General features: G+C 72.3%; 26 protein-coding genes. 15 read left to right on the forward strand and 11 right to left on the reverse strand.

Features of this window, described 5'->3' with window-relative positions; all coding sequences use genetic code 11:
• Nucleotides 1-6 precede the first annotated feature (6 nt).
• Nucleotides 7-1,407: a sugar transferase gene (locus tag OHA17_RS22515; protein ID WP_406508093.1), complete on the reverse strand. Its 1,401-nt coding sequence runs from the start codon at nt 1,405-1,407 to the stop codon at nt 7-9.
• Nucleotides 1,408-1,478: 71 nt separating this feature from the next.
• The gene (locus tag OHA17_RS22520; RefSeq protein WP_406508094.1) at nt 1,479-2,645 is read right to left on the reverse strand and encodes a glycosyltransferase; all 1,167 of its coding nucleotides are present in this window, start codon (nt 2,643-2,645) and stop codon (nt 1,479-1,481) included.
• Between the two features lie 289 nt (nt 2,646-2,934).
• Here OHA17_RS22520 and OHA17_RS22525 point away from each other — a divergent pair, with 289 nt between their 5' ends.
• The 9 genes from OHA17_RS22525 (at nt 2,935) to OHA17_RS22565 (ending at nt 8,566) form a co-directional block, all read left to right on the forward strand.
• The gene (locus OHA17_RS22525) at nt 2,935-3,189 is read left to right on the forward strand and encodes a chaplin (protein ID WP_406508095.1); all 255 of its coding nucleotides are present in this window, start codon (nt 2,935-2,937) and stop codon (nt 3,187-3,189) included.
• A gap of 194 nt (nt 3,190-3,383) precedes the next feature.
• Nucleotides 3,384-3,626, forward strand: coding sequence for a chaplin (locus OHA17_RS22530; RefSeq protein ID WP_406508096.1), 243 nt, complete (start codon nt 3,384-3,386; stop codon nt 3,624-3,626).
• 262 nt (nt 3,627-3,888) lie between these two features.
• Nucleotides 3,889-4,440 carry a hypothetical protein gene (locus tag OHA17_RS22535; protein WP_406508097.1) on the forward strand — a complete coding sequence of 184 codons (552 nt, stop codon included), beginning with the start codon at nt 3,889-3,891 and terminating at the stop codon, nt 4,438-4,440.
• Nucleotides 4,441-4,756: 316 nt separating this feature from the next.
• Nucleotides 4,757-5,086, forward strand: a complete 330-nt coding sequence (locus tag OHA17_RS22540) for a hypothetical protein (RefSeq protein WP_159047906.1) — start codon at nt 4,757-4,759, stop codon at nt 5,084-5,086.
• A 161-nt stretch (nt 5,087-5,247) separates the two neighbouring features.
• Entirely contained in the window at nt 5,248-5,490 is a 243-nt protein-coding gene (locus tag OHA17_RS22545) for a chaplin (protein WP_398878473.1), read from the forward strand.
• A gap of 201 nt (nt 5,491-5,691) precedes the next feature.
• Nucleotides 5,692-6,192, forward strand: a complete 501-nt coding sequence (locus tag OHA17_RS22550) for a DUF5949 family protein (RefSeq protein WP_406508098.1) — start codon at nt 5,692-5,694, stop codon at nt 6,190-6,192.
• Nucleotides 6,193-6,226: 34 nt separating this feature from the next.
• Nucleotides 6,227-6,877, forward strand: a complete 651-nt coding sequence (locus OHA17_RS22555; RefSeq protein WP_406508099.1) for a vitamin K epoxide reductase family protein — start codon at nt 6,227-6,229, stop codon at nt 6,875-6,877.
• A 311-nt stretch (nt 6,878-7,188) separates the two neighbouring features.
• A complete protein-coding gene (locus OHA17_RS22560) occupies nt 7,189-7,713 on the forward strand; it encodes a tyrosinase family oxidase copper chaperone (protein ID WP_406508100.1) in 525 nt (174 codons plus the stop codon).
• Entirely contained in the window at nt 7,697-8,566 is an 870-nt protein-coding gene (locus tag OHA17_RS22565; protein ID WP_406508101.1) for a tyrosinase family protein, read from the forward strand. Before OHA17_RS22560 ends, OHA17_RS22565 begins: the two co-directional genes overlap by 17 nt.
• A gap of 103 nt (nt 8,567-8,669) precedes the next feature.
• Here OHA17_RS22565 and OHA17_RS22570 read toward each other — a convergent pair whose 3' ends face one another.
• The 6 genes from OHA17_RS22570 to OHA17_RS22595 all read right to left on the reverse strand — a co-directional run bounded on the left by OHA17_RS22570 (nt 8,670) and on the right by OHA17_RS22595 (nt 12,852).
• Nucleotides 8,670-8,939 carry a chaplin gene (locus OHA17_RS22570; protein ID WP_053728213.1) on the reverse strand — a complete coding sequence of 90 codons (270 nt, stop codon included), beginning with the start codon at nt 8,937-8,939 and terminating at the stop codon, nt 8,670-8,672.
• Between the two features lie 130 nt (nt 8,940-9,069).
• Entirely contained in the window at nt 9,070-9,744 is a 675-nt protein-coding gene (locus OHA17_RS22575) for a hypothetical protein (RefSeq protein ID WP_406508102.1), read from the reverse strand.
• A 173-nt stretch (nt 9,745-9,917) separates the two neighbouring features.
• Complete coding sequence (locus OHA17_RS22580; protein WP_406508103.1) at nt 9,918-10,898, reverse strand: glycoside hydrolase family 26 protein; 981 nt, start codon at nt 10,896-10,898, stop codon at nt 9,918-9,920.
• 28 nt (nt 10,899-10,926) lie between these two features.
• Nucleotides 10,927-11,181 carry a hypothetical protein gene (locus OHA17_RS22585; protein WP_406508104.1) on the reverse strand — a complete coding sequence of 85 codons (255 nt, stop codon included), beginning with the start codon at nt 11,179-11,181 and terminating at the stop codon, nt 10,927-10,929.
• 58 nt (nt 11,182-11,239) lie between these two features.
• A complete protein-coding gene (locus tag OHA17_RS22590; RefSeq protein WP_406508105.1) occupies nt 11,240-12,511 on the reverse strand; it encodes a cytochrome P450 in 1,272 nt (423 codons plus the stop codon).
• Nucleotides 12,512-12,573: 62 nt separating this feature from the next.
• The gene (locus tag OHA17_RS22595; RefSeq protein WP_406508106.1) at nt 12,574-12,852 is read right to left on the reverse strand and encodes a hypothetical protein; all 279 of its coding nucleotides are present in this window, start codon (nt 12,850-12,852) and stop codon (nt 12,574-12,576) included.
• 213 nt (nt 12,853-13,065) lie between these two features.
• Between OHA17_RS22595 and OHA17_RS22600 the strand changes: the two genes are divergently transcribed.
• From OHA17_RS22600 to OHA17_RS22610, 3 genes are all read left to right on the forward strand, one after another.
• On the forward strand, nt 13,066-13,524 hold the full coding sequence (locus OHA17_RS22600; RefSeq protein ID WP_406508107.1) for a hypothetical protein: 459 nt from the start codon (nt 13,066-13,068) through the stop codon (nt 13,522-13,524).
• A 39-nt stretch (nt 13,525-13,563) separates the two neighbouring features.
• Complete coding sequence (locus OHA17_RS22605; RefSeq protein WP_053728220.1) at nt 13,564-14,193, forward strand: hypothetical protein; 630 nt, start codon at nt 13,564-13,566, stop codon at nt 14,191-14,193.
• A 252-nt stretch (nt 14,194-14,445) separates the two neighbouring features.
• The gene (locus tag OHA17_RS22610) at nt 14,446-14,739 is read left to right on the forward strand and encodes a hypothetical protein (protein WP_406508108.1); all 294 of its coding nucleotides are present in this window, start codon (nt 14,446-14,448) and stop codon (nt 14,737-14,739) included.
• A 90-nt stretch (nt 14,740-14,829) separates the two neighbouring features.
• On the opposite strand, the gene OHA17_RS22615 is transcribed toward OHA17_RS22610, so the two are convergent.
• A complete protein-coding gene (locus OHA17_RS22615) occupies nt 14,830-15,015 on the reverse strand; it encodes a hypothetical protein (protein WP_406508109.1) in 186 nt (61 codons plus the stop codon).
• Between the two features lie 123 nt (nt 15,016-15,138).
• On the reverse strand, nt 15,139-16,248 hold the full coding sequence (locus OHA17_RS22620; protein WP_406508110.1) for a citrate synthase 2: 1,110 nt from the start codon (nt 16,246-16,248) through the stop codon (nt 15,139-15,141).
• 272 nt (nt 16,249-16,520) lie between these two features.
• Here OHA17_RS22620 and pdxH point away from each other — a divergent pair, with 272 nt between their 5' ends.
• Nucleotides 16,521-17,177: a pyridoxamine 5'-phosphate oxidase gene (pdxH, locus tag OHA17_RS22625; protein ID WP_406508111.1), complete on the forward strand. Its 657-nt coding sequence runs from the start codon at nt 16,521-16,523 to the stop codon at nt 17,175-17,177.
• A gap of 498 nt (nt 17,178-17,675) precedes the next feature.
• A complete protein-coding gene (locus OHA17_RS22630) occupies nt 17,676-19,040 on the forward strand; it encodes a PAS domain-containing protein (protein ID WP_406508112.1) in 1,365 nt (454 codons plus the stop codon).
• 26 nt (nt 19,041-19,066) lie between these two features.
• Here the strand turns inward: OHA17_RS22630 and OHA17_RS22635 are convergent, their stop codons facing one another.
• Nucleotides 19,067-19,822, reverse strand: coding sequence for an SIS domain-containing protein (locus OHA17_RS22635; RefSeq protein ID WP_398882230.1), 756 nt, complete (start codon nt 19,820-19,822; stop codon nt 19,067-19,069).
• Between the two features lie 203 nt (nt 19,823-20,025).
• On the opposite strand from OHA17_RS22635, the gene OHA17_RS22640 reads away from it, so the two are divergent.
• Nucleotides 20,026-20,718, forward strand: a complete 693-nt coding sequence (locus tag OHA17_RS22640) for a metal-dependent transcriptional regulator (protein WP_053728228.1) — start codon at nt 20,026-20,028, stop codon at nt 20,716-20,718.
• Nucleotides 20,719-20,968 lie beyond the last annotated feature (250 nt).

Raw genomic sequence — 20,968 nt, forward strand, 5'->3', positions numbered from 1 at the left:
GCACGCTCAGCTCCCCGTGGGGCGGACGAGGCAGACCGCGGTGCGCAGCAGGATGCACAGGTCCTGCCACAGCGACCAGTGGTCGATGTAGTAGTTGTCGTAGCGGGCCCGGTCCTCGATCGAGGTGTCGCCGCGCAGCCCCTGCACCTGGGCGAGCCCGGTCAGGCCGACGGGCATCCGGTGCCGGGCCGCGTAGCCGGGGTGCGCCTGGCTGAACTGGGCCACGAAATAGGGGCGTTCGGGCCGGGGGCCGACGAGGCTTATGTCGCCCCGGATCACGTTCCACAGCTGGGGCAGCTCGTCCAGGGACGTGCGCCGCATGAAGTTCCCGGCCCGGCTCATCCGCTGGTCGTCGGCGATGGTCCAGCGGGTGGCGGCCTCGTGCGCGGTGTCGGGGCGCAGCGTACGGAACTTGAGGAGGGTGAACGCCCGCCCGCGCATCCCGATCCGCTCCTGCCGGAACAGCACCCCGGGCCCGTCGCTGCGGCGAAGGACCAGCGCGCACACCGCGAGGACGGGGGCCGCGACGATGAGTGCGGGCACGGTGACGGCCAGGTCGAGGAGCCGCTTGAAGAACAGGCCCGGCGCGGTGGCGGGGGCGGTGGTCAGCGGGCGGCAGGGGAAGGCGGCCAGCTCGTCCGACTGCTGGCGGGGTACGAGGTGGCCGGGCGCGCGCGTGTCCAGCTGCCACAGCGTGCAGCCCATGGCCTCAAGCAGCGCCGGTGGGACGGAAGTTGAGGATTCGTGGGTGAACAGGCAGTCCTGCACCCCGTTCTGGATGACGGCCCGCTGGACGTCCTCCAGGCTGCGAAGGACCGGCACGGGCCCGGCCTCCACGGCACTCTCGGACGGCGGCACGACCACCCCGACCGGCCGGATGCCGCCGCTCGACTGGCGCACCAGCGCGGCCGTGACGCGCACGGCGGTGGCCGCCGGGCCCACCACCAGGGTGGGCCGGGGCCTGCGCATGGCCCGCCGGCGCCGCAGCCACAGCGCGGCGCCGCGCCCCGCGCAGCTCACCAGCGTCTGGACGGCGCAGCCCGCCGCGACCGCGGACACCGTGAGCGGCGCGGCGGACGGCTCGTGGACCAGCGCGCTCTGATGGGCGAGCACGGTCGAAAGGGCGCACCAGCCGATCAGGGCGCGGAAGAACAGCGCGGGCACGTCGGCGAGCACGCCCCGTGCCATCGTCGGCCGGTAGAGCCCGGCCCGGGCGTTGAGTGCGAGCGCCGTGGCCACGAGCAGCCCGGCGGGCCCGGGCGGCAGCCCGGAGTACGGCAGCACGAGCATGCCGAGCAGCCCGGCCGCGCAGTCCACCGTGAACAGGGCGGACACGAACGCCCGTCCCGCGCGCGGCCGCCCGGTGGGCAGGGCGAAGTGGTCCGGCGCCCCGCGGGGCGTGACCACCGAAACGGTTCCCGATGACATCCCGGCGCCGTGGGGCGGCTTTCCGGCGGACGGGACGATGCTTTCCGCGGTCACTGGCTGATGCGTTCCCTGTGCTCGGAGCGCTGCAGGGCGGCCACATCGCGGTACACCTCCGCGATGCATCGGGCCGTCTGCCGCACGTCATGGGTGGTGGATACGTGCTCGTGCCCCTGGCGGGCGAGGACGGTGCGCAGCGCCGGGTTGGTCAGCAGATGCGTGATCGCGCGCGCCAACTCGGCCGGTTCGTCCGGGGTTACGAGACAGAGCGGGGCATGGCCGGGCGCGAGGCTCTCGGCCGAGCCCCCGACGTCGGTGACCACCACCGCCCGGCCGCACGCCATCGCCTCCAGCGGGGCGAGCGCCATCCCTTCCCAGCGCGAGGGCAGCACGACCAGATCGGCCGCCCGGTACCAGGCGGCGGTGTCGGACACCGACCCGACGAAGGACACCGAGCGGGGCGCGGCCGCGCGCAGCGCCGCGAGGCCCGGCCCGTCGCCGACCAGCACCAGATGCGCGCCGGGCACCGAGGCGCGGACGTCCGGCCAGGCACGGAGCAGTACGTCCTGGCCCTTCTGCCGGCACAGCCGCCCGACACAGACGACCAGGGGCGCGTCGTGGGTGGACGGCACGTCGTCGGGCGCGCGGTAGTGGTCGAGGTCGACGCCGTTGGGGATCACCGAGCAGGGTGCGAGGACGCCGGCCCGCAGCCCCGTGGCCCGCTCGCCCTCGCTGACGCACACGACGCGCGAGGTCCAGCGCACGGCGGCGCGCTCCCAACCCCGGGAAAGGCGAGCGACGATCCCGCCGACCGCCTCGAACGACCAGGCGTGCGGCTGGAAGACGGTGGGCACCCTGCCGCGCACCGCGAGCCGCGCGGCCACCCCGGCCTTCGCGCTGTGCGCGTGGATGACGTCGGGGCGTACGCGCCGGATCAGGCGGGCCGCCCGCACCGTCTCGCCGAGCAGCGCGGGGCCCGGCGAGCGGGTGGCCCGCCAGGGGTGCACCCGGGCACCCAGGCGGGTCAGTTCGGCGCTCAGCGGGCCCTCCTCCGGGCATGCCACGGTGACCCGGAATCCGTCGCGCAGCTGGTCCCGCACCAAGTCCGTGACGACTCGGGCCACGCCCCCCTCGACGGGCTGGACCAGGTGCAGGACGCTCAGGCCCCCCGCGGACCCCGGCCCTCCGGGTCCGCCGGGGGTGTTCGCTCTCGTCGGCATGCGCGGTCACTCCGGTCTGGCGCTCGAAATGAAAGCTGAACAAAAAGATGCTGCGGGGCTCGCCTCGCAGCGGCCCGCCATGTGAATTCCGCATAACCGGTGCTCCGGCTGCCGAAGTTCCCCGCGCTTTGACAGGCCGGGGGCGGCGGGGAGCACTGTAACCGTATTTACAACCTGGTTCCGTCATGAATGCGTGCGCCGGAGTGTCTCCTTCGGGCGATCGTGCGTATCCAGTTGACGACCCCGTCGTTGTATCGGTGGCCTCATCTCCACCCGAAAGGAAAAAGCGATGAATCGAATTGCCAAGTCCGCCGTGTCGGCGGGCGCCGGCGCCGCGATCGTGCTGCTCGGAGCCGGTATGGCGGCGGCCACGGGACAGGGCGGCGGGGCGCACGCCGAAGGCGTGGCCGAGCGTTCGCCGGGCGTCCTGTCGGGCAACCTGGTCCAGGTCCCGGTCCACGTGCCGGTCAATCTCTGTGGCAACACGGTGAGCGTGATCGGTCTGCTGAACCCGGCGTTCGGCAACCCCTGCGTCAACAAGTAAGCCGCAGGGGTGACGCCCTCGGACCGTGGAGGCGGCCCGTGTTCACGGTCCGGACCCGCCCTTTGGCCGATTTTGCGGCCCCGGAAACCCGGGTTCACCCGTTAGGGGCAAAACTGGGCGCCCGGGGCCGCGTTGGGGTCTAGGTCGAGTGACAACACCCGGTCAATATCATTCTCAATGAGGAGTGCTTCTCCATGTCGCGTACCGCGAAGGCTCTGGTCCTGTCCACCGCCGCCGCTGCTGCTGCCATCGCCGGTGGGGCCGGCGTCGCTTCCGCCGAGGCCGACGCGCACGGCGCGGCCACCCACTCCCCCGGCGTGGTGTCCGGCAACGCGGCGCAGGTCCCGGTCCACGTGCCGGTGAACGTCTGCGGCAACACCGTGAACGTGATCGGCCTGCTGAACCCGGCGTTCGGCAACACCTGCGTCAACAAGTAGTCCCGCGCCGAAGCCCCGGCCGCTCCCCCCCTTCCAAGGAGCCGCCGGGGCTTCGTGCTGCCCCGGATGGCGGTAAATCACCAAGAGGCTCCGAGAACGGAGTTGTACCAGCTAGGCGCGGTGCGGCGGAGATCTGACGATCAGACAGGACGACCACGCGGTTGCGGGGGCTGTGGGCCCCACGGACGGTGAGAAAAGTTCACACGCCTCACCGAAGGAGAACCGTTTCATGCGCGTACGAACACCGCGGAGACTGGTCGCTGTGGCCCTTTCGACCGCGATCGTCATCGGATCCGCCGAAACGGCGATGGCCGCCGACTTCCAGCCGCCGCGATCGGTCCGCGCCGACGTACCGGTACCGGGTGCCGACGCCCTGCTCGCTCAGATCAAGCAGCTGGGCCCCATCGGGCCGCTGCTCTCGACCGTGACCGACCTGCTGAACGGTGTGCTCGGCGGCGCGTCCCCGGCCGACGCCACCGCGCTGGCGAACAAGGCGACGGCCGCCCTCGACGCGGTCAAGGCGGCGGCCCCGGCGGCGCCCACCACCCCGGGGATTCCGTTGGGCGGACCGCAGAAGGCCGCGGCCCCGGTGGACATCAAGGACGACGCCATCGCCGCGGCCAAGAAGGCCATCGCCGACCTCATCGCCGCCGTCACCAAGGGCGACGTCGTGGCCATCCTGGCCGCGGCGACCGCGGTGCTCACCGGCCTCATCGGCGTCATCCTGGCCATCCTGCTCGGCGGCGGCCTGCCGCTGCCCGCCCTGCCGGGCCTGCCCCTGCCCCAGCTGCCGGTACCCCTGCCCGGCGCCTGAGCCGCACCCCCGCCGAGAGCGCCGGCCCGACATCGGGACCGGCGCTCTCGGCTGTCCGGAAGTCGGCAGAGTTGTGCTGCCCAACTGCCCTTATCTGCACCGCAATTCATGAAATCTCATTCGAGTATCTGCCGTTTTCCGCAATTGGCCGGCCGCCCATGAATCGATGCCCGAAGGGTTTCCCAATCGTCCGGGAGTCGTTACCCAAGACGAAGCAGGGCAATGCATTCAGGGACACACGCGGTGCCAGTGGTGGGCGGTGTGTGCGGCCAGTACGGCGATCCAACTCGCCGCGGAAGGATTGATGATGAAGTCGATGAAGGTTGTTGCGGCACTCGCCGGCTCCCTCGCGGTCGTGGGCGCGGCGGCGCCGGCCTTCGCGGCCGGTAACGTCACGCCACCGGCGGCGCCGGCCTTCAAGGCCGGTGACCTCACGCCCATGAGCCTGAACGGCGGCCTCGACGCGATCGCCCAGAACGTCGCCAACGCGAACCTGGCCGACGCGCAGCCCCTCCAGACCAACCTGATCGACCCCAAGTCGGCCGAGTCGCTGAGCCCCGCGGTGGTCGGCACCGCCAAGAGCATCAGGAAGACCAACGGGTCGACCAGCCCGGACCAGCTCATCGGCGGTCTTCCGGTCGGCTGATCGCCACATCCTGAACAGGTCTTTCCTGACAGTGAATTGATCGGATAAACGGCCCGTTCATGCGCTGTACGAGGGAAAGACAATAAACCCGGCGTGTTCGCTTCCGGTGACTTCTGGACGTCTGCCTACGCTGAGGCAACCGTCGAACGGAAGGTTTCACCATGAACTCTGTCAAGAAGACCGCTCTGGCTCTTGCTGCCGCGGGTCTCGCCACGGGCGCCGCTTCTGGTGCCGCCTTCGCCGACGCGGGCGCGCAGGGTGCGGCCGCGCACTCGCCCGGCGTCATCTCCGGCAACGTGGTGCAGATTCCCGTGCACGTGCCGATCGGCGTGTGCGGCAACACGGTCAACGTCATCGGCGCCCTGAACCCGGCGTTCGGCAACGCGTGCGCCAACACCGACTGAAACAGGGCTGGTTGGCGCGGCTCTCGTAGCGCATGGCGGGCGGCTCCGCGGAGTTGGGGATTCCGGAGCCGCTCCGCCGCGTCCGGGTGCGGAAGGGCGGTGCGGCCGCCCGGAGGGTCCTGCGACGGGACGGCGAGAACGTTTCATCCGGACGGGTGACGGCCGCGAGGGGTTGAGCCCGGAATGTCCTAGAGTCCCGGCATGACTTCCCCCGCCAGTGCCGTAGAGCCCTCCAGGGCAGTCCTGTTGGGCTCCCTCGTCGTCATCGCGTGGAGCGGCGCACACCCCGACGAGACCGGTGCTGTGCCGTTCCTCATGGCGTACTCGCTCGGTGACGGGACCGGGGGGCCCGAGGGTGCGGAGGCCGCGGCGCGGGCGCTGCTCGACGAACTGGGCATGGCGGCCGGCAGCGTGCTCGACAAGGACCGCGGGGCCGCGCTCCCGGTGACGCTCATCGTCCAAGGCGGCCAGGCCGTCCTGACCATGCCGTCGCTGACCGTCCAGTGCCCGGTGCCGCCCGAATGGCTCGTCGCGGCCGAGAAGCGGGGCACGGTCCAGTTCATGTTCGCCACCCGCTCGTGGCCGTGGGCGCGGCCCGGAATCGCCGTCAGCGACGAGCAGTTGAGGGCCTTCGCGGGCGACGAGGACACCATTTCCAGCGCCGGCCACTGCGTGCTCCCCGTCCGCCGCCTGCGCGGCTGACCCCCACCGCGGACGAGATACGGAGACGACAGCCATGCCCACCCCCGGGACGATCCCCCAACAGGCACCGGCCACCGACCCCTTGGGCCCCCCACCGTCGGGCGGCGCCCCCTTCGGAGCCGGCCGCGGCACGGCCTGGCTGATCGTGCTGACCGGCGCGGCCGGCCTGCTCGCCTCGTGGGTCATCACCCTCGACGAGTTCGAACTCCTCAGGAACCCGAACTTCGTTCCCGGGTGCAGCCTCAACCCGGTGATCTCCTGCGGCAACATCATGAAGAGCGCGCAGGCCTCCGTCTTCGGCTTCCCGAACCCCATGCTGGGCCTGGTCGCGTACGGGATCGTCGGCTGTGCCGGCATGAGCCTGCTCGGGGGCGGCCGCTTCGGGCGCTGGTACTGGCTGACGCTGAACGCGGGGGCGCTGGCCGGGGGCGGCTTCGTCAGCTGGCTCCAGTTCGAGTCGCTGTACCGGATCGACGCGCTGTGCCTGTGGTGCTGCCTGGCATGGGTCGCCACCATCGCCCTCTTCTGGCGGGTCACCGCCCTCAATGTGGTCAACCGGGCGCTGCCCGCGCCGGGTTGGGCCAGGCCCCTTTTCGCCGAGTTCGGCTGGGTCGTGCCCGTCCTGCACATCGGGGTCATCGGGATGCTGATCCTGACCCGCTGGTGGGACTTCTGGACCGGCTGAGAGCAGGAACGTTGGGCCGACCGCGTGAATCGCCCGCGCCCGCCGACACGCCACGCGTGCACGGGCGTTGACCCCACTGACCAGTCGCATGGTTGAAGCCTCCCCGGGCCGTGCACCCAGTACCGGCCCGGGGAGAGCCCGCCCGTCGCCGCGCCATGGGGCGGCGGCCGTTTCCTGTGACTCCGGGCCTCGTTGAACCCGGCATCGGACAAGGAGAGCGGACGCTTGGACGGGCCCCGGAACCACGAAGGTTTCCGGGGCCCACGCATGTGCCGGACGAGTCCGCGCGAGCGAGCACGAGGGAGACGCCCATGAACGACGCGACATACTTCTGGCACGCACACCGGACGGGCCGCACCCGCCCCAGGGGCCGAGCCCCCGAGCCCACCAGGCCCGGCACGCCCCCACCCCGCACCACCTGGCGCGTCGCCCGACGCGGCCTGCTGCGCGCCCTGTTCGCCTCGGCGACGGTCGCCTTCACCGCGGCCGCGCTCTCCCGTATCCCGGCCACCCCGGCCTACGGCGAGCCCGCCGGGGCGGCCGCGCCGCAGCCGGACGACGGGTTCACCTTCGACGAGATGTACGCGGGGCACCGCATCCAGGGCTGGCCCATCGAGGCCGACGGCACCGAGGTCACCGCGTTCGTGGACGGCCGGCAGCTCGACCTGATGCGCCGAGCCGACGGCAGCTACCTGAGCTCCGTGGACCACTACGAGTCGTACGCCACCGCGCGCGAAGCCGCCCGCGCCGCCGCGGCCGAGCTCGGCGCCGCCCGGCTCGCCTTCGTACCCGTGCACGGCCACGAGGAGGGAGACGACGGTGGTGTACACGCGTAAGAACCAGCGGAACCTGACGAGCGCCGAACGCAGGGCCTTCGTCAACGCCGTACTCGAACTCAAACGAACCGGCGTGTACGACCAGTTCGTGCGCACCCACATCGCGTTCTATGTCTCGGACGGGAGCGCCGGGCTGCGGGTCGCGCACATGGCGCCGTCGTTCCTGCCGTGGCACCGCCGGTTCCTGCTCGTCTTCGAGCAGGCCCTGCAGAGGGTCAACTCCCGTGTCACGCTGCCCTATTGGGACTGGACGCGGGACAATTCCCCCGCCTCGTCGCTCTGGTCCGACGACTTCATGGGCGGCAACGGGCGGCGCGGCGACTTCCAGGTCATGACCGGCCCCTTCGCGTACGTCCGCGGGCAGTGGGAGATCTCGGTCAACGTCACCGAAGGCCGTTTCCTGACCCGGGACATGGGCCGCCCCATGAATCCCATCCGGCTGCCGACCCCCGCCGACGTGGCCCGTGCCCTCGCCGATCCCGTCTACGACGTCGCGCCGTGGAACTCCACCAGCAGGACCGGGTTCCGCAACAAGATCGAGGGCTGGACGACGGGCTCGGGCGAGGCCCGGTTCCGCAACCACAACCAGGTGCACCGCTGGGTCAGCGGCATCATGGTCGGCGCGGCCGCCGTGAACGACCCCGTGTTCTGGCTCCACCACGCGTACATCGACAGCCTTTGGTCGCGCTGGCAGGCCGCCCACCCCAGGTCCGAGCGCTATCTCCCGGAGGCGCCGCCCCCCGAGGGGGACCCGCAGCACGGCCGGGTGGCTGCGCTCAGGGAGCTGATGCCGCCGTTCGACGTCGCGCCCTCGACGCTCCTGGACCACAGCGGGATCTACCGCTACGCCTGACACGGCGACGGCCTCCCGGGGGGAGAAATCCGGGAGGCCGCAGGTACCGCTGGAATTCGGGACCGGCCGGCCGTCGCGAGGACACCCGGCCGGAGGTGGGGGACTAGTCCCCGTAGCCGCCCTCGTGGTGGCTGTCCTCGTTGACGCAGGTGTTGCCGAACGCCGGGTTCAGCGCCCCGATGACGCTGACCGAGTTGCCGCAGAGGTTGACCGGGACGTGCACCGGGACCTGGAGCAGGTTGCCGGAGACGACTCCGGGGGAGTGGGCTGCGACCGCCTCGGCGCCGGCGTCGGCAGCGGCAATACCCGCACCGGCCAGCGCCACGGCGCCCGCTCCGGCGACGACAGCGGCCGTCTTCGCGATACGAGACATCAAAGTTCTCCTTGAATGGACACGCGACCGCAGACTCGCAGTCGTCATTTCACTTCAACGTGTCGATCGGTCATAGGTAACGGACACCCGCGTCCAAAACGGTTCTGCGCCGGTCACCGGCGGGGCGGGGCTACTTCTCGCACTTGCCGCGCGACGCCCGCCGGGTGAGCGCGACCGCCGCGGCCCCCGTGACGATCGCGCCCGCGCTCAGCGCACCGAGCAGGGAGGCCTTGGAGTCGGCGCCGGTGTGCGCGAGGTGCGGCGGGGCCGACGCGGACGGGCTCGGCGCCGGCGCCGTGGGCGTCTCCTCGGGCGGGGTGCTGCTCGGGTACGTCGGCGTGGGAGTCGACGTCCACGTGTCCGGGGGAGAGCTCGGCGGTCCGGTCGGCGGTGTACTGCCCGACGGGCTCGGCGTGGGCCAGGCCGTCGGGGACTGCGTGCCCCAGGTCGGCATGGCCGTCGGGGTCGGGGTGGGCGTGTGCTTCGGCGGGGTGCCGGTGGGGGCCGGCGACCACGGCATTTCCTGGCCGGAGCCGGACTCCTCGGTCCCGTCGGAGGCAGGGGGCTCCTCGCCCCACCTCCCGGCGAGGGCGGAGTGCGCGTAGTGCTGTCGGGGAGCGGCCTCGGGCCCGTTGCCCGGGCCGTGTCCCTTTCCCTTTCCCGCGCCGGAGTGCGGGTCGCACGCGTCGTGCGGCGGAACCGGGGCGGGGTGGTCCGCGGCGTACGCCGCATACCCAGTGCCCAGCGCGGAGACCAGCCCCGCGACGAGAGCGGCCCGCACTGCGGGACCCGTGAACTTGTACATGCCTGTGACCCTTCAACAGGAAATCCGGAGGGAGATCAGATGCTGATACGCATAATTGGGATCAGCGCCGATGCGGCCCCTGGACCACGCGAGCCGCGCAGGACAGACAACCCGTCCGGCGCAGCCAGCGCCCCCACACGGCGCAACCCGCCTCGTACGGGGATGCCGCCCGGTCACCTCGCGCGGTAGGCGCGCGCGGCCTTCGGATTGCTGCCGCACTCCCACACGCCGTGTGGGCAGTAGTCGGTCAGGGTCTGGTAGACGGGCCGGTAGGTGCGGAACCAGAAGGCCATCTTGCGGATGTAGTCCGCGTCGTCCCCGTTGCGGAAGAGCCCCCACTCGGGGTACGAGACCGGCTTGTGGTGCCGGGCGGCGAACTCCACCTGCGCCCGCAGCCCGTACGGCTCCTCGACCTGGCCGCGGAACGACATGCCCTCGGGCTGGTCGTAGGAGTCCATGCCGATGATGTCCACGTAGGCGTCGCCCGGATAGCAGTCGGGCCACGGCACGGCGTCCCGCCCCCGGCTCGGCGCGAAGTCGAACCGGAACCGCTGGCCCGGCGCCGTACGCATCGCCGTGACGATCCGGCGCCAGTACGCCTGCCACGCGGCGGGGTCGGGGCCGCACCGGTGGGTGTAGGTGACGCCGTTCATCTCCCAGCCCAACACCACGACGGTGTCGGGTAGTTGGAGGGAGACGAGCCGGTCGGCCAGCTGCTTGAAGTGGCCGTCGAAGGTGCCGCCGGCGCCCTGCCGGAGCAGCTCGCGCACCTGCTCGTCGGGCAGGCCGTACTCGCTGCGGTCCAGCATCGGCACGTTGAGGACGAAGACCCGGTCCGCGCGCAGGTGGCGCCAGCGGGCCCAGGGTGCGAGCAGCCCCGGCGGGCCCTCGATGTCGCGCCACGTACGGCCCGGCAGATAGGTGTGGCCCGCGAGCAGCAGACCCCGGCCGCGCCACTTCTCGACGGCCGCGAGCCGGCCGATGCCGGTCGCGTCCGACCCCGTGAAGACGCCCGCCGCGGTGCTGGACCCGGGAGGCAGCGGGCCCTGCCGGTGGCTCTCGGACGCCAGCGGAACCAGCGCCGAGAACAGCAGGACCAGCGCGCACAGCGCGGCCTTCCACGAGGGCGGGGCGCTCCGGGGCGACAGGGCCATCGGGGCGGCCTTCCGGCGGGTCCGGGTCTCAGTTGGCTCCGGCCGTGCCGCCTCCGCGCTGGAGGGCCCCGCTCATCATGGACATGCCGTTGGTGAGGGCCTCGGCGACCCTGCCCTGCCCGCCGAGCACCTTGGGCTGGCCGAACTCGGAGGCGCTGCCGTGTCCCGCGCTCGCGTCGGCGGCGTGTCCCGTGCTCGCGTCGGCGGCGGCGATGCCGGGCGCGGCCAGGAGCAGGAGCGATGCCGCGGCGGTGGCGGCCTTCAGACGGTGGTGAGTGTTCATGCCCGGTACAACGCCGCTTGCACGAAGAGGGCACGCGTACCGGGGCAGGCCCGGGTATTCAGGGCTTGGTCACATCAAATGCGAAATGCTGCTTGCGTACGCGATGGTCGAAATTGGACGTGCCGAGCTCGGGTTCGCCGAGCGTGCGCAGGACCAGCGGCCGGGTCAGCAGTTCGCGCAGCACGGCCTTGATCTCAAGGCGGGCCAGATGCGCGCCGAGGCAGTAGTGCGGGCCGCCGCCCCCGTACCCCAGATGCGGATTGGGGTCGCGCGTGATGTCGAAGACGTCCGGATCGGTGAAGACGGACGCGTCGCGATTGGCGGACGCGTACAGCAGCATCACCTTGTCGCCGGGCAGGAAGGTGTGGCCCGACATCGCATAGCGGGTGGTGACGGTCCGGCGGAACTGGATGATGGGCGTCGAATGGCGCACGATCTCGTCGACGGCGCCGTCCGCGTACTTCTCGAAGTCGGAAAGCAGCAGGGCGAGTTGATCGGGATTGTTGGTCAGCAGGGCCAGCGCGTGGGCGATGGCGTTTCGGGTCGTCTCGACCCCGGCGACCAGCAACAGCGAGAAGAACGAACCGAGTTGACGGTACGTCAGACGTTGTCCGTCCATGTCGGCGCGCACCAGCGCCGAGATGAGGTCGCCGGTCGGGCGCCGCCGCCGCTCGCGGCCGAGCCGGGCCACCGTGAGCTCCATCCGGGCCAGCGCCCGCAGCCCCTTGCCGGGACTCAGCAGGCGGGCGCCGAGGCTGCGCCGTACGCCGGCGTGCTCGGAGGCCCGGTCGATCTGGCGGGCGATGCGCTGTCGGCAGACGTCGGGCACGCCGAGCATCGCGCAGATGACCTCGAACGACATCCGGGAGGCCACCGCCGAGACGAACTCGTCCGGCCGCTCGGCGACCATGTCGTCGACGATGCGTACGGCGAGATCGCGGATGCTGACCTCGGTCTCGGCGAGCAGGCGCGGGGTGAACGCCTGCTGGACGATGCGCCGCAGCCGGGTGTGGTCGGCCCCGTCGAGGTTGACCATCGAATCGCCGAACACCGCCCGCACCCAGCGGGCCGGCTCGGGCGAGGTGACCCCCGGCGCGCTCGCGAAGACCCGCGGCAGGCGGCTCGCCTTGAGCACGTCGGCGTGCCGGACCAGCGCGTAGAAGCCCTGTTCGGGGCGGTGCCGGGTGGCCCGGCGCTCGGTGAAGAACGCCGGGCGCGGCTCGGCGCGCAACTCCGCGAAGCGCGCCAGGCGTTGCGCGGGCGGCAGCTTCCAGAACGCCGGGTCGGCGAGATCGTCGGTGGGGGCCGGGAGGGTCCGGGGGTGGGTCACGCTCGCACCGTCCTGGCCGCCACACGGCCGTCGCGCAACGGGAGTCGGGGGTCGATCGGAGTTCAGCTCACCAGCGCGTGACCGGCGCGCACCGCGTCGTTGGCGGCCGTCACCGCTTCGGTGCCGGCCCTCACACCGGTCTTCAGGGCGGCCACCTTCCGCCCCAGCCTGTCCCCGACGGCGCTTTCGGCGGCGGGCTTGACCTGCGCGCCCGCGGCGGTCGTGGTCCTGGCCGCGCCGCTCAGGGTGCCGCCCAGGTCGAGGGCGTGGGCGGCGGGGGACATGGCGGCGGCGAGCGCGGTTCCGGCTGCGGCGGCGGCAAGGCATCGACGTACGTTCATGTCGGCTACAACGCCCGAGCCGGGCCAAGGGCACGCCCCGTCAATACGAGCACCCCGTATTGACTTCGCGTTGCTGCAAGCAGGGGAACTTTGCAGTGATCAAGGCGTCGGGATCGTTCTTGCAGGGCGAACACGGCAGCGTAGGCCAGGGAAGGAAAAAGAACATCCATGGGAACCTCCTCACGTGCGGGACTGGCGAGCGTCATGGCATGCATGGCGACCGCGGCGGCGGTGACGCCGGCCGCGGCGATCGCATCGGCCCCGACCGTTCCGATCGGCCCTCCCCTTTACGTTCTGAACAACGTCCTTCCGTTCGAAGCCCCCACTCTGAGCACGGGCATGCCGCTCCCCATCCCCGGGGCGCCGAACGGCCCGCGCTACGTGAAGGGCAAGCTCCTGCCGACGAACATGGTCCCGGCCATCCCGGTCGACAGCGCGCTGCCCAGCACGCACGTCAGCACGCCGCTGCCCAACCCGCTGACCTCCGGCAACATCGGCACCCCCGAGCTGGTCAGCCCCGGCTCCGAGCTGCGCGCCGCCACCCCCGGCGCGGACCTCGGCGCCCCCATCAACCGGCCTGAGCCCGGGCATCTGCCCGTCCTCCTCATGCCCTCGGCCGGCGTGAGCGCGCCCGACATCCAGGGCGACCCCGACGCCACCGCGCTCTTCTAGCGCACCGCCAAGTCTGCCTCTACGCCCAGGAGTTGGCCCATGTCCCGTCCGTCCAGGAACGTCCTCGCCGCGGCGCCGCTCGGCAGGGCGGTCGCGGCCCTGCTCGCCGTCGCCGCCGCGGCTCTCCTGTCCGGGGGCGCTTCGGCCGCGCCCGGCCGGCCCGACCCGCACGGTGTGAGCGCGGGCCAGGGCGCGCTGCCGCCGTGGCCCGCGCCCGCGGACGCCTCGGCCGCGGTCGCCGCGGCGGGCCTGGAGATGCTGTCCGCCGAGGGCACGGTGCAGCACACCCACACCCACCTGGACGTCCTCGTGGAGGGTGAGCACGTCACCGTCCCCGCCTCGATCGGCATCGACGAGCCGCGCGGCCGCATCAGCCCCGTGCACACCCACGACACCAGCGGCGTGATCCACGTCGAGTCGCCGCGACGGGCGGTCTTCACGCTCGGCCAGTTCATGGCCGAATGGCGGGTGCCGCTCTCCGCGGACCGCATCGGAGGCCTCCACGCCGGCGGGGGACGCCACTTGACGGCGTACGTCAACGGCCGCAAGGCCGCCGGGAATCCCGCGGCGATCGTGCTGCGCGCCCACGACGAGATCGCCCTCGTCTTCGCCCGGGGCAACGACACCAGGCCCGTACCCAAGACCTACGACTGGCCGCAGGGCCTTTAGGGCATCAGCCCGGGTGTCACCGCGAGGTGGCCCGTCGGTCCGGCAGAACGTTTCTCCGCGTGGGTCGTTGGACCGCGCGGAACAGGATCCGTGTCGCGGCGCGGACAGTGCGCCAGCAGCTCCTGCCCGGGGTTCTACTCCCCCCGGACAGGAGCTGCTGCCTTGCGTGGCCCGGTTGTTCGGGCAGGTAGGCGTTTCGGGTGAGTGCCGGGGGCGGCCGTGTCCGGTGCCGGTGCTCCCCGTTGTGCAGGCGTGATCTCAACACGACGAATCGCCACAGTCCTTGCCGTCGCCGCCGGTGCCGCGGGCCTTGCCGCGTCCACGGCGAGCGCCGCGGGCCCCCTCGACCACCTCGTCAAGCCGGTCAGCCCGGCCGGTGTGCTCGACGCCGTCGCCACCAGCGACATCCCCGCCGAGTACCGGGCCCAGTTCCCCACCACCAAGCAGCAGCTGGCCGGGCTCAGCCGCCTCAACGACCTGAGCAAGGCGAAGCAGCTGACCGACCAGGCGGCCCCGGTGACCAACCTCGTGCCCGCGGTGGAATGACGTACGCCCGCGGACGGGACGAGACACGGGCGCGCGCCCGGAACACAGGGTTCCGGGCGCGCGCCCGTGCCGTTCCGACCGAGGCCCCGGTCAGAGGATGTCGATCAGGTTGTGCTCGCCCCCGTGGTGGTGCCACCAGAAACCGTCGTCATCGTCGTGGTCGTGGGCGGCTGCGCGAGGAGCGGCCTGTGGGGCCGCCTGCGCGGAGGCGGCGGCGGGGACGATGACGGCGGCGGAAAGCGCGACCACAACGGCGGCGCGTCGTATGAGGCTCACGATGAACTCCACATGTCGGCGGACAAACCTGACATTTTCGACGCTAGCTCGAACGTGGCGCACTGTCGCGCTGTGTGGCCTAACGACTACTCCACGCGTGGGGGCCGCTCCCTGCCCCGCGCCTCAGTGCGAGATGTCCGTGATGTCTGCGTATCCCTCGATCGTGCGCGGATCCCGTGAACCCGGGCCCATATAGCGGGCCGACGGCCGCACCAGACGGCCCGTCCGCTTCTGCTCCAGGATGTGCGCCGACCAGCCCGCCGTCCGGGCGCAGGTGAACATCGACGTGAACATGTGCGCCGGGACCTCCGCGAAGTCCAGGACGATCGCCGCCCAGAACTCCACGTTCGTCGCCAGGACGCGGTCGGGCCGCCGCGCGTGCAGCTCGTCCAGAGCCGCCTTCTCCAGGGCCTCCGCCACCTCGAAGCGCGGGGCGCCCAGCTCCTTCGCGGTGCGGCGCAGCACCCGGGCGCGCGGGTCCTCGGCGCGGTAGACGCGGTGGCCGAAGCCCATCAGGCGCTCCCCGTTGTCGAGCGCCTGCTTCACGTACGCCGTCGCGTCCCCGGTCCGCTCGATCTCCTCGATCATGCCGAGCACCCGCGAGGGGGCGCCGCCGTGCAGCGGTCCCGACATCGCGCCGACCGCGCCGGACAGCGCGGCCGCGACGTCCGCTCCGGTCGAGGCGATGACGCGGGCGGTGAACGTCGAGGCGTTCATGCCGTGCTCGGCGGCGCTCGTCCAGTACGCGTCCACCGCCTTGACGTGCTTGGGGTCCGGCTCGCCGCGCCAGCGGATCATGAACCGCTCGACGACGGACTCCGCCTTGTCGATCTCCCGCTGCGGCACCATCGGCCTGCCCTGCCCGCGCGCCGACTGGGCGACGTACGACAGCGCCATGACGGCGGCCCGGGCCAGATTGTCGCGGGCGGTGCGCTCGTCGATGTCGAGCAGCGGTTTGAGGCCCCACACGGGCGCCAGCATGGCCAGCGCCGACTGGACGTCCACCCGGATGTCCCCGGAGTGGACGGGGATCGGGAACGGCTCGGCGGGCGGCAGGCCGGGGTTGAACGCCCCGTCGACCAGGAGTCCCCACACGTTCCCGAACGAGACGTGCCCGACCAGGTCCTCGATGTCGACGCCCCGGTAGCGAAGGGCGCCGCCCTCCTTGTCCGGCTCGGCGATCTCCGTCTCGAACGCGACGACTCCCTCAAGTCCGGGTACGAAGTCGGACATCAGGCGGCTCCTCATGATGTGTGCGTCGGGCTGCGGGCGGGCCGTGCCGCCCCGGGTCCCTCGGTCATGCCCCGTACGGCGGTCAGGAATCCCGCCGGAGGCTTCACGCGTGTATGGAGGCCACAGTGGCCCAGCCGAGAGTTTGGCGGGTCCCGCCGATGCGGGGAAGCGTGACATCCGGCACACTGCCCCAATTCGGCGGCAGGGGGTTAACGCCCCGCCGCCGCGGGCACACTGGACCCCCGCCGGGCCCAGGGCGGCGGTGCGGCAGGATGGGGCACGTGACCGACCTGGACCCCGCAGCGATGCGCGAGCAGTACCGCACCACCCTCCTCGCCGAGGGCGATCTGGCCGCCACGCCCATGGGGCAGTTCGCACGCTGGTTCAAGGAGGCCGTGGCCGGCGGGCTGCACGAGCCCAACGCGATGGTCGTCGCCACCGCCACCCCCGACGGCCGCCCCTCCACCCGCACGGTGCTCCTGAAGTCCTACGACGAGCACGGCTTCGTCTTCTTCACCAACTACGCCTCGCGCAAGGCCGGCGAACTCACCGCGAACCCGTACGCCTCGCTGCTCTTCCCCTGGCACCAGCTGGCCCGTCAGGTCATCGTCAACGGCACCGCGTCCCGCGTCCCGCGCGCCGAGACCGAGCGCTACTTCCGCAGCCGTCCGCACGGCTCGCAGCTCGGCGCCTGGGCCAGCGCCCAGTCCACGGTGATCGCCTCCCGGTCCGAACTCACCGCTTGCTACGGGGAGTTGGCGACCCGCTACCCCGAGGGCAGCGAGGTCCCGGTCCCCGAACACTGGGGCGGCTTCCGGGTCGCCCCGCAGACGGTGGAGTTCTGGCAGGGCCACGAGAACCGCCTGCACGACCGGCTCCGGTACGTCGCGGACGGCGCCGCCTGGCGCGTGGAGCGCCTCGCGCCCTGAGGCCGGGCGGGCGGTTCCGCCCCCGGGCATGCAGAAACCCGCGGGCTCGGGTTCCTCCGGAGAGGAGCCGGCCGGACGTACCGGCGAGCCCGCGGGTCGGTGACTGCTTGGGAATTCGGCCGACGGCATGTCGGCACCGCACTAAGAGTGCGACTGGCGGGCCGTCAGCCCGCAGTCACCTCACGCGTCCGGTTTGCATACATCTGTCAAACCACCTCCCTTCTCGTGTGCACCACACATTAGGAGGCCCCCCGGCGGCCCTCAACCGAATTAATTCCGGGCCCCGCCCGCCCCTGGGCGCTGCGCTCCACGCGGAACCCGTCGCCCTCGGTGCCGGCCGTCGCGGCCCGGTCCGGCGGCCGGTAACTGCCGTAGCGGGCAGGGGATTTCGGCGAACCAGGTGTGGGCTGCGTCACGTTCGAGTTGAATGATCCGACGTGCGTACGTCTGCGCGTCAGCCGTGTGATGCGGCGACCACGTCCTGCAGGGGGTGCCAGGGTGAGTGCTTCCCGGAGTGAGACCGCCAGTGCTCCGGTTCCGGACGGATCCGGTGCCGGGCCCGCGAGCACGGCCGTGCCGGAACCCGGCGGGGACCTCCTCGCCGCGCTGCTCGACGGGATGGACGCGGCGCTGTGCGCGTTCGACGCGGACGGCGTGGTCACCCACTGGAACCGCGAGGCCGAGCGGATCCTCGGCTGGCCGGCCGATGAGGCCGTCGGACGGCGGGGGTTCGCGGGCTGGGCGGTGCGGCCCGCCGACGCCGACGAGGTGCAGGGGCGGCTGATGGCGGTCATGGACGCGCCGGGCCGCCAGGTCCATGAGTTCGCCCTCCTCAAGAAGGACGGCGGCCGCGTCCTGGTCCGTACGCAGTCGGCGGGTGTGCGGGGCGCCGACGGGACCCCGGCCGGGGTGTACTGCGCGTTCAGCGAGGTGCACGCGCAGATCGACCTGGAGCGGTCCATCGCGCTCAGCGAGGCCCTCTTCGAGGACGGGTCCTGGGGCGTCGTCCTGGTCGACGTCGACCTGCGCCCCACCGTCGTCAACACCTACGCCGCCCGCGCCCTCGGCACCGCACGCGCGACCCTGCTCGGCCGCCCCCTGGGCGAGCTGATCGTCCAGGGCGTCGAGGACCTGGAGGGCGCGCTCCAGCACGTGCTGTCCGAGGGCGCGCCGGCCAGCCCCGCCGAGGTGTGGGTGACGCTGCGCACCGCGGAGGGCGAGCGGCGGCGCTGCTGGCGCAGCGGGTTCCTCAGGCTGTCCTCGCCGCTCGCGGAGGAACCGGTTCCGCTCGGGGTCGGCTGGCTCTTCCAGGACGTCACCGACGCCAGGCTCGCCGAACAGGACGCGGACCGGCTCCGCTTCCGCTCCAACCAGCTCCACCGCGCCTCGCGGACCGCCGCCGAGTGCGAGGACCCGATGGAGGCGGCGACCACCCACCTGGACTACGCGCTGGCCGGTTTCGCCGACCACGCCCTGGTGGACCTGGCTGTGGGCGAGCGGCTCGTGCGGGCCGCGGCGACCCCGGCCGGCGCGCCGGGCCCGGCCGCGCCGGTGGCGGGCGGCGGCATCCCGGTCCGCTATCCGGCGGGCCACCCCGCGTTGCAGGCGGTGGACCGGATCGGCTCCGTACGGGCCAGCGCGGGCGGGGCGGGCGAGGCCTGGGCGGCGGAGCGCCAGTGGCCGCCGGACGCGGCACACGCCCTGTGCGCGGTGCTGCGCAGCCGCGGCCGCACCCTGGGCGTGCTGACCTTCCTGCGCGGCCCGTCCCGCCCGGCCTTCGAGCGCCCGGACGCGGCCTACGCGGAGAGCGTGGCGGTCCGGGTCGCGGCGGCGGTGGACCTGGCGCGGGTGCTGGGCGGCTGACCTGGCCCGGGGTCGCCCCGAACGGGTCAGTGCCGGAAGAAGATCCGGTCCCCGTACTCCGACATGACCCGCCCGTTCCACTCGTGGCCGCCGTCGACGTTCCCCGAACGCAGCAGCGGCGGCTCGATGCCGCGGGCGACCAGGGACTCGGCGGCCGCGGCCATCGTGGCCTGCATCAGGGCGCTGGTCACCACGGTGGACGCGGGCGCGAAGGGCGCCTCGATGCCCTCGTGGGTCAGCTCGGCGTCGCCCACCGCGATCTTGCTGTCGAGCACGATGTCGCAGTGGTCGCGCAGGAACGTCCCCGAGACGTGCCGTGACCTGGTGCCTTCCGCGTACGCCACCGACGTGACCCCGATGACCTTGAGCCCGAGCGCCCGCGCGTTCATCGCCATCTCCACGGGCAGCGCGTTGCGCCCGGACAGCGAGATGATCACGAGGACGTCGCCGGATTTGGCGGGGCTGGAGTCGAGCACCGCGCCCGCGAGGCCGTCGACGCGCTCCAGGGCGGAGCCGAGGGTGGCGGGCATGACGTCGACGCCGACCACGCCGGGCACCGCGAGCAGGTTCATCAGGGCGAACCCGCCGGCCCGGTAGACCACGTCCTGGGCGGCGAGGGAGGAGTGCCCGGCGCCGAAGGCGAAGAGCCGGCCGCCCGCCTCGACGGTGTCGGCGATCAGGGAGCCGGCGGCCGCGATGTTCAGCGACTCCTCGTCCCGCACCCGCCCCAGGAGCCCGATCGCGGCGTCGAAGAACTGACCGGCCAGCTTGCTCTCGCTCATCGCCGAGGACCCTTTCCGGGGTGGGGTAACGACCGTGCGCCGATCACGGTGCGGTCTGGACCTTTCCCCTGTCAATACGGTGTCCACGGGCAGCGGGTCAAGATGGCGGGCGGTCGCTGCGGCACGGTTGTCAGTGCGATGCGTCAGAATTGGTTCAGGGCCAGCGGTACGACGTTTTTATGTCACAGCATCGAGGGGCACGTATGTCCGGACTGATCGACACCACGGAGATGTATCTCCGCACCATCCTCGAGCTCGAGGAGGAGGGTGTGGTCCCCATGCGCGCCCGCATCGCCGAGCGCCTGGACCAGAGCGGCCCGACGGTGAGCCAGACGGTGGCGCGCATGGAGCGCGACGGCCTGGTGCAGGTCGCGGGCGACCGCCACCTGGAGCTGACCGACGAGGGGCGCAAGCTGGCGACGCGCGTCATGCGCAAGCACCGGCTCGCCGAGTGCCTGCTCGTCGACGTGATCGGCCTGGAGTGGGAGCAGGTCCACGCGGAGGCGTGCCGCTGGGAGCACGTGATGAGCGAGGCGGTCGAGCGCCGCGTACTGGAGCTCCTGCGGCACCCGACGGAGTCTCCGTACGGAAACCCGATCCCGGGCCTGGAGGAGCTGGGCGAGAAGGCCGAGGCCGACGCGTTCCTGGAGGACGGCATCATCAGCCTGGGCGAGCTCGACCCGGGCCCCGAGGGCAAGACGGTGATCGTGCGCCGGATCGGCGAGCCGATCCAGACCGACGCCCAGCTGATGTACACGCTGCGACGGGCGGGCGTGCAGCCCGGCGCCGTGGTGAGCGTGACGCAGTCGCCCGGCGGGGTCCTGGTGGGCAGCAGCGGCGAGGCCGCCGAGCTCGGCGCGGACGTCGCCTCGCACGTCTTCGTCGCCAAGCGCTGAGCGAGCGCGCGCGAGCCGGACGCATGGCGCGCGCGAGCCGGCCGTATGCGGAAGCGGCGGTGACGGAACGTCATCGCCCTTTCCCCGGGCGCCCGTTGGGGCCACTTCGTGAAGGCTGCGGGAAGCTTGCGGGGAAGGCCGGTTTCCGGGTGGAATGGCAGCGGCCGGGCGGATCGCGTGCGAGGCTGTGCCTTGAGGCATATGACCGCAGAGGCGTGCGGCAGGGGAGGGGGCGGCATGGTGCCGTTCG

The sequence above is a fragment of the Streptomyces sp. NBC_00212 genome (genome assembly GCF_045206365.1).
Lineage (GTDB): Bacteria > Actinomycetota > Actinomycetes > Streptomycetales > Streptomycetaceae > Streptomyces.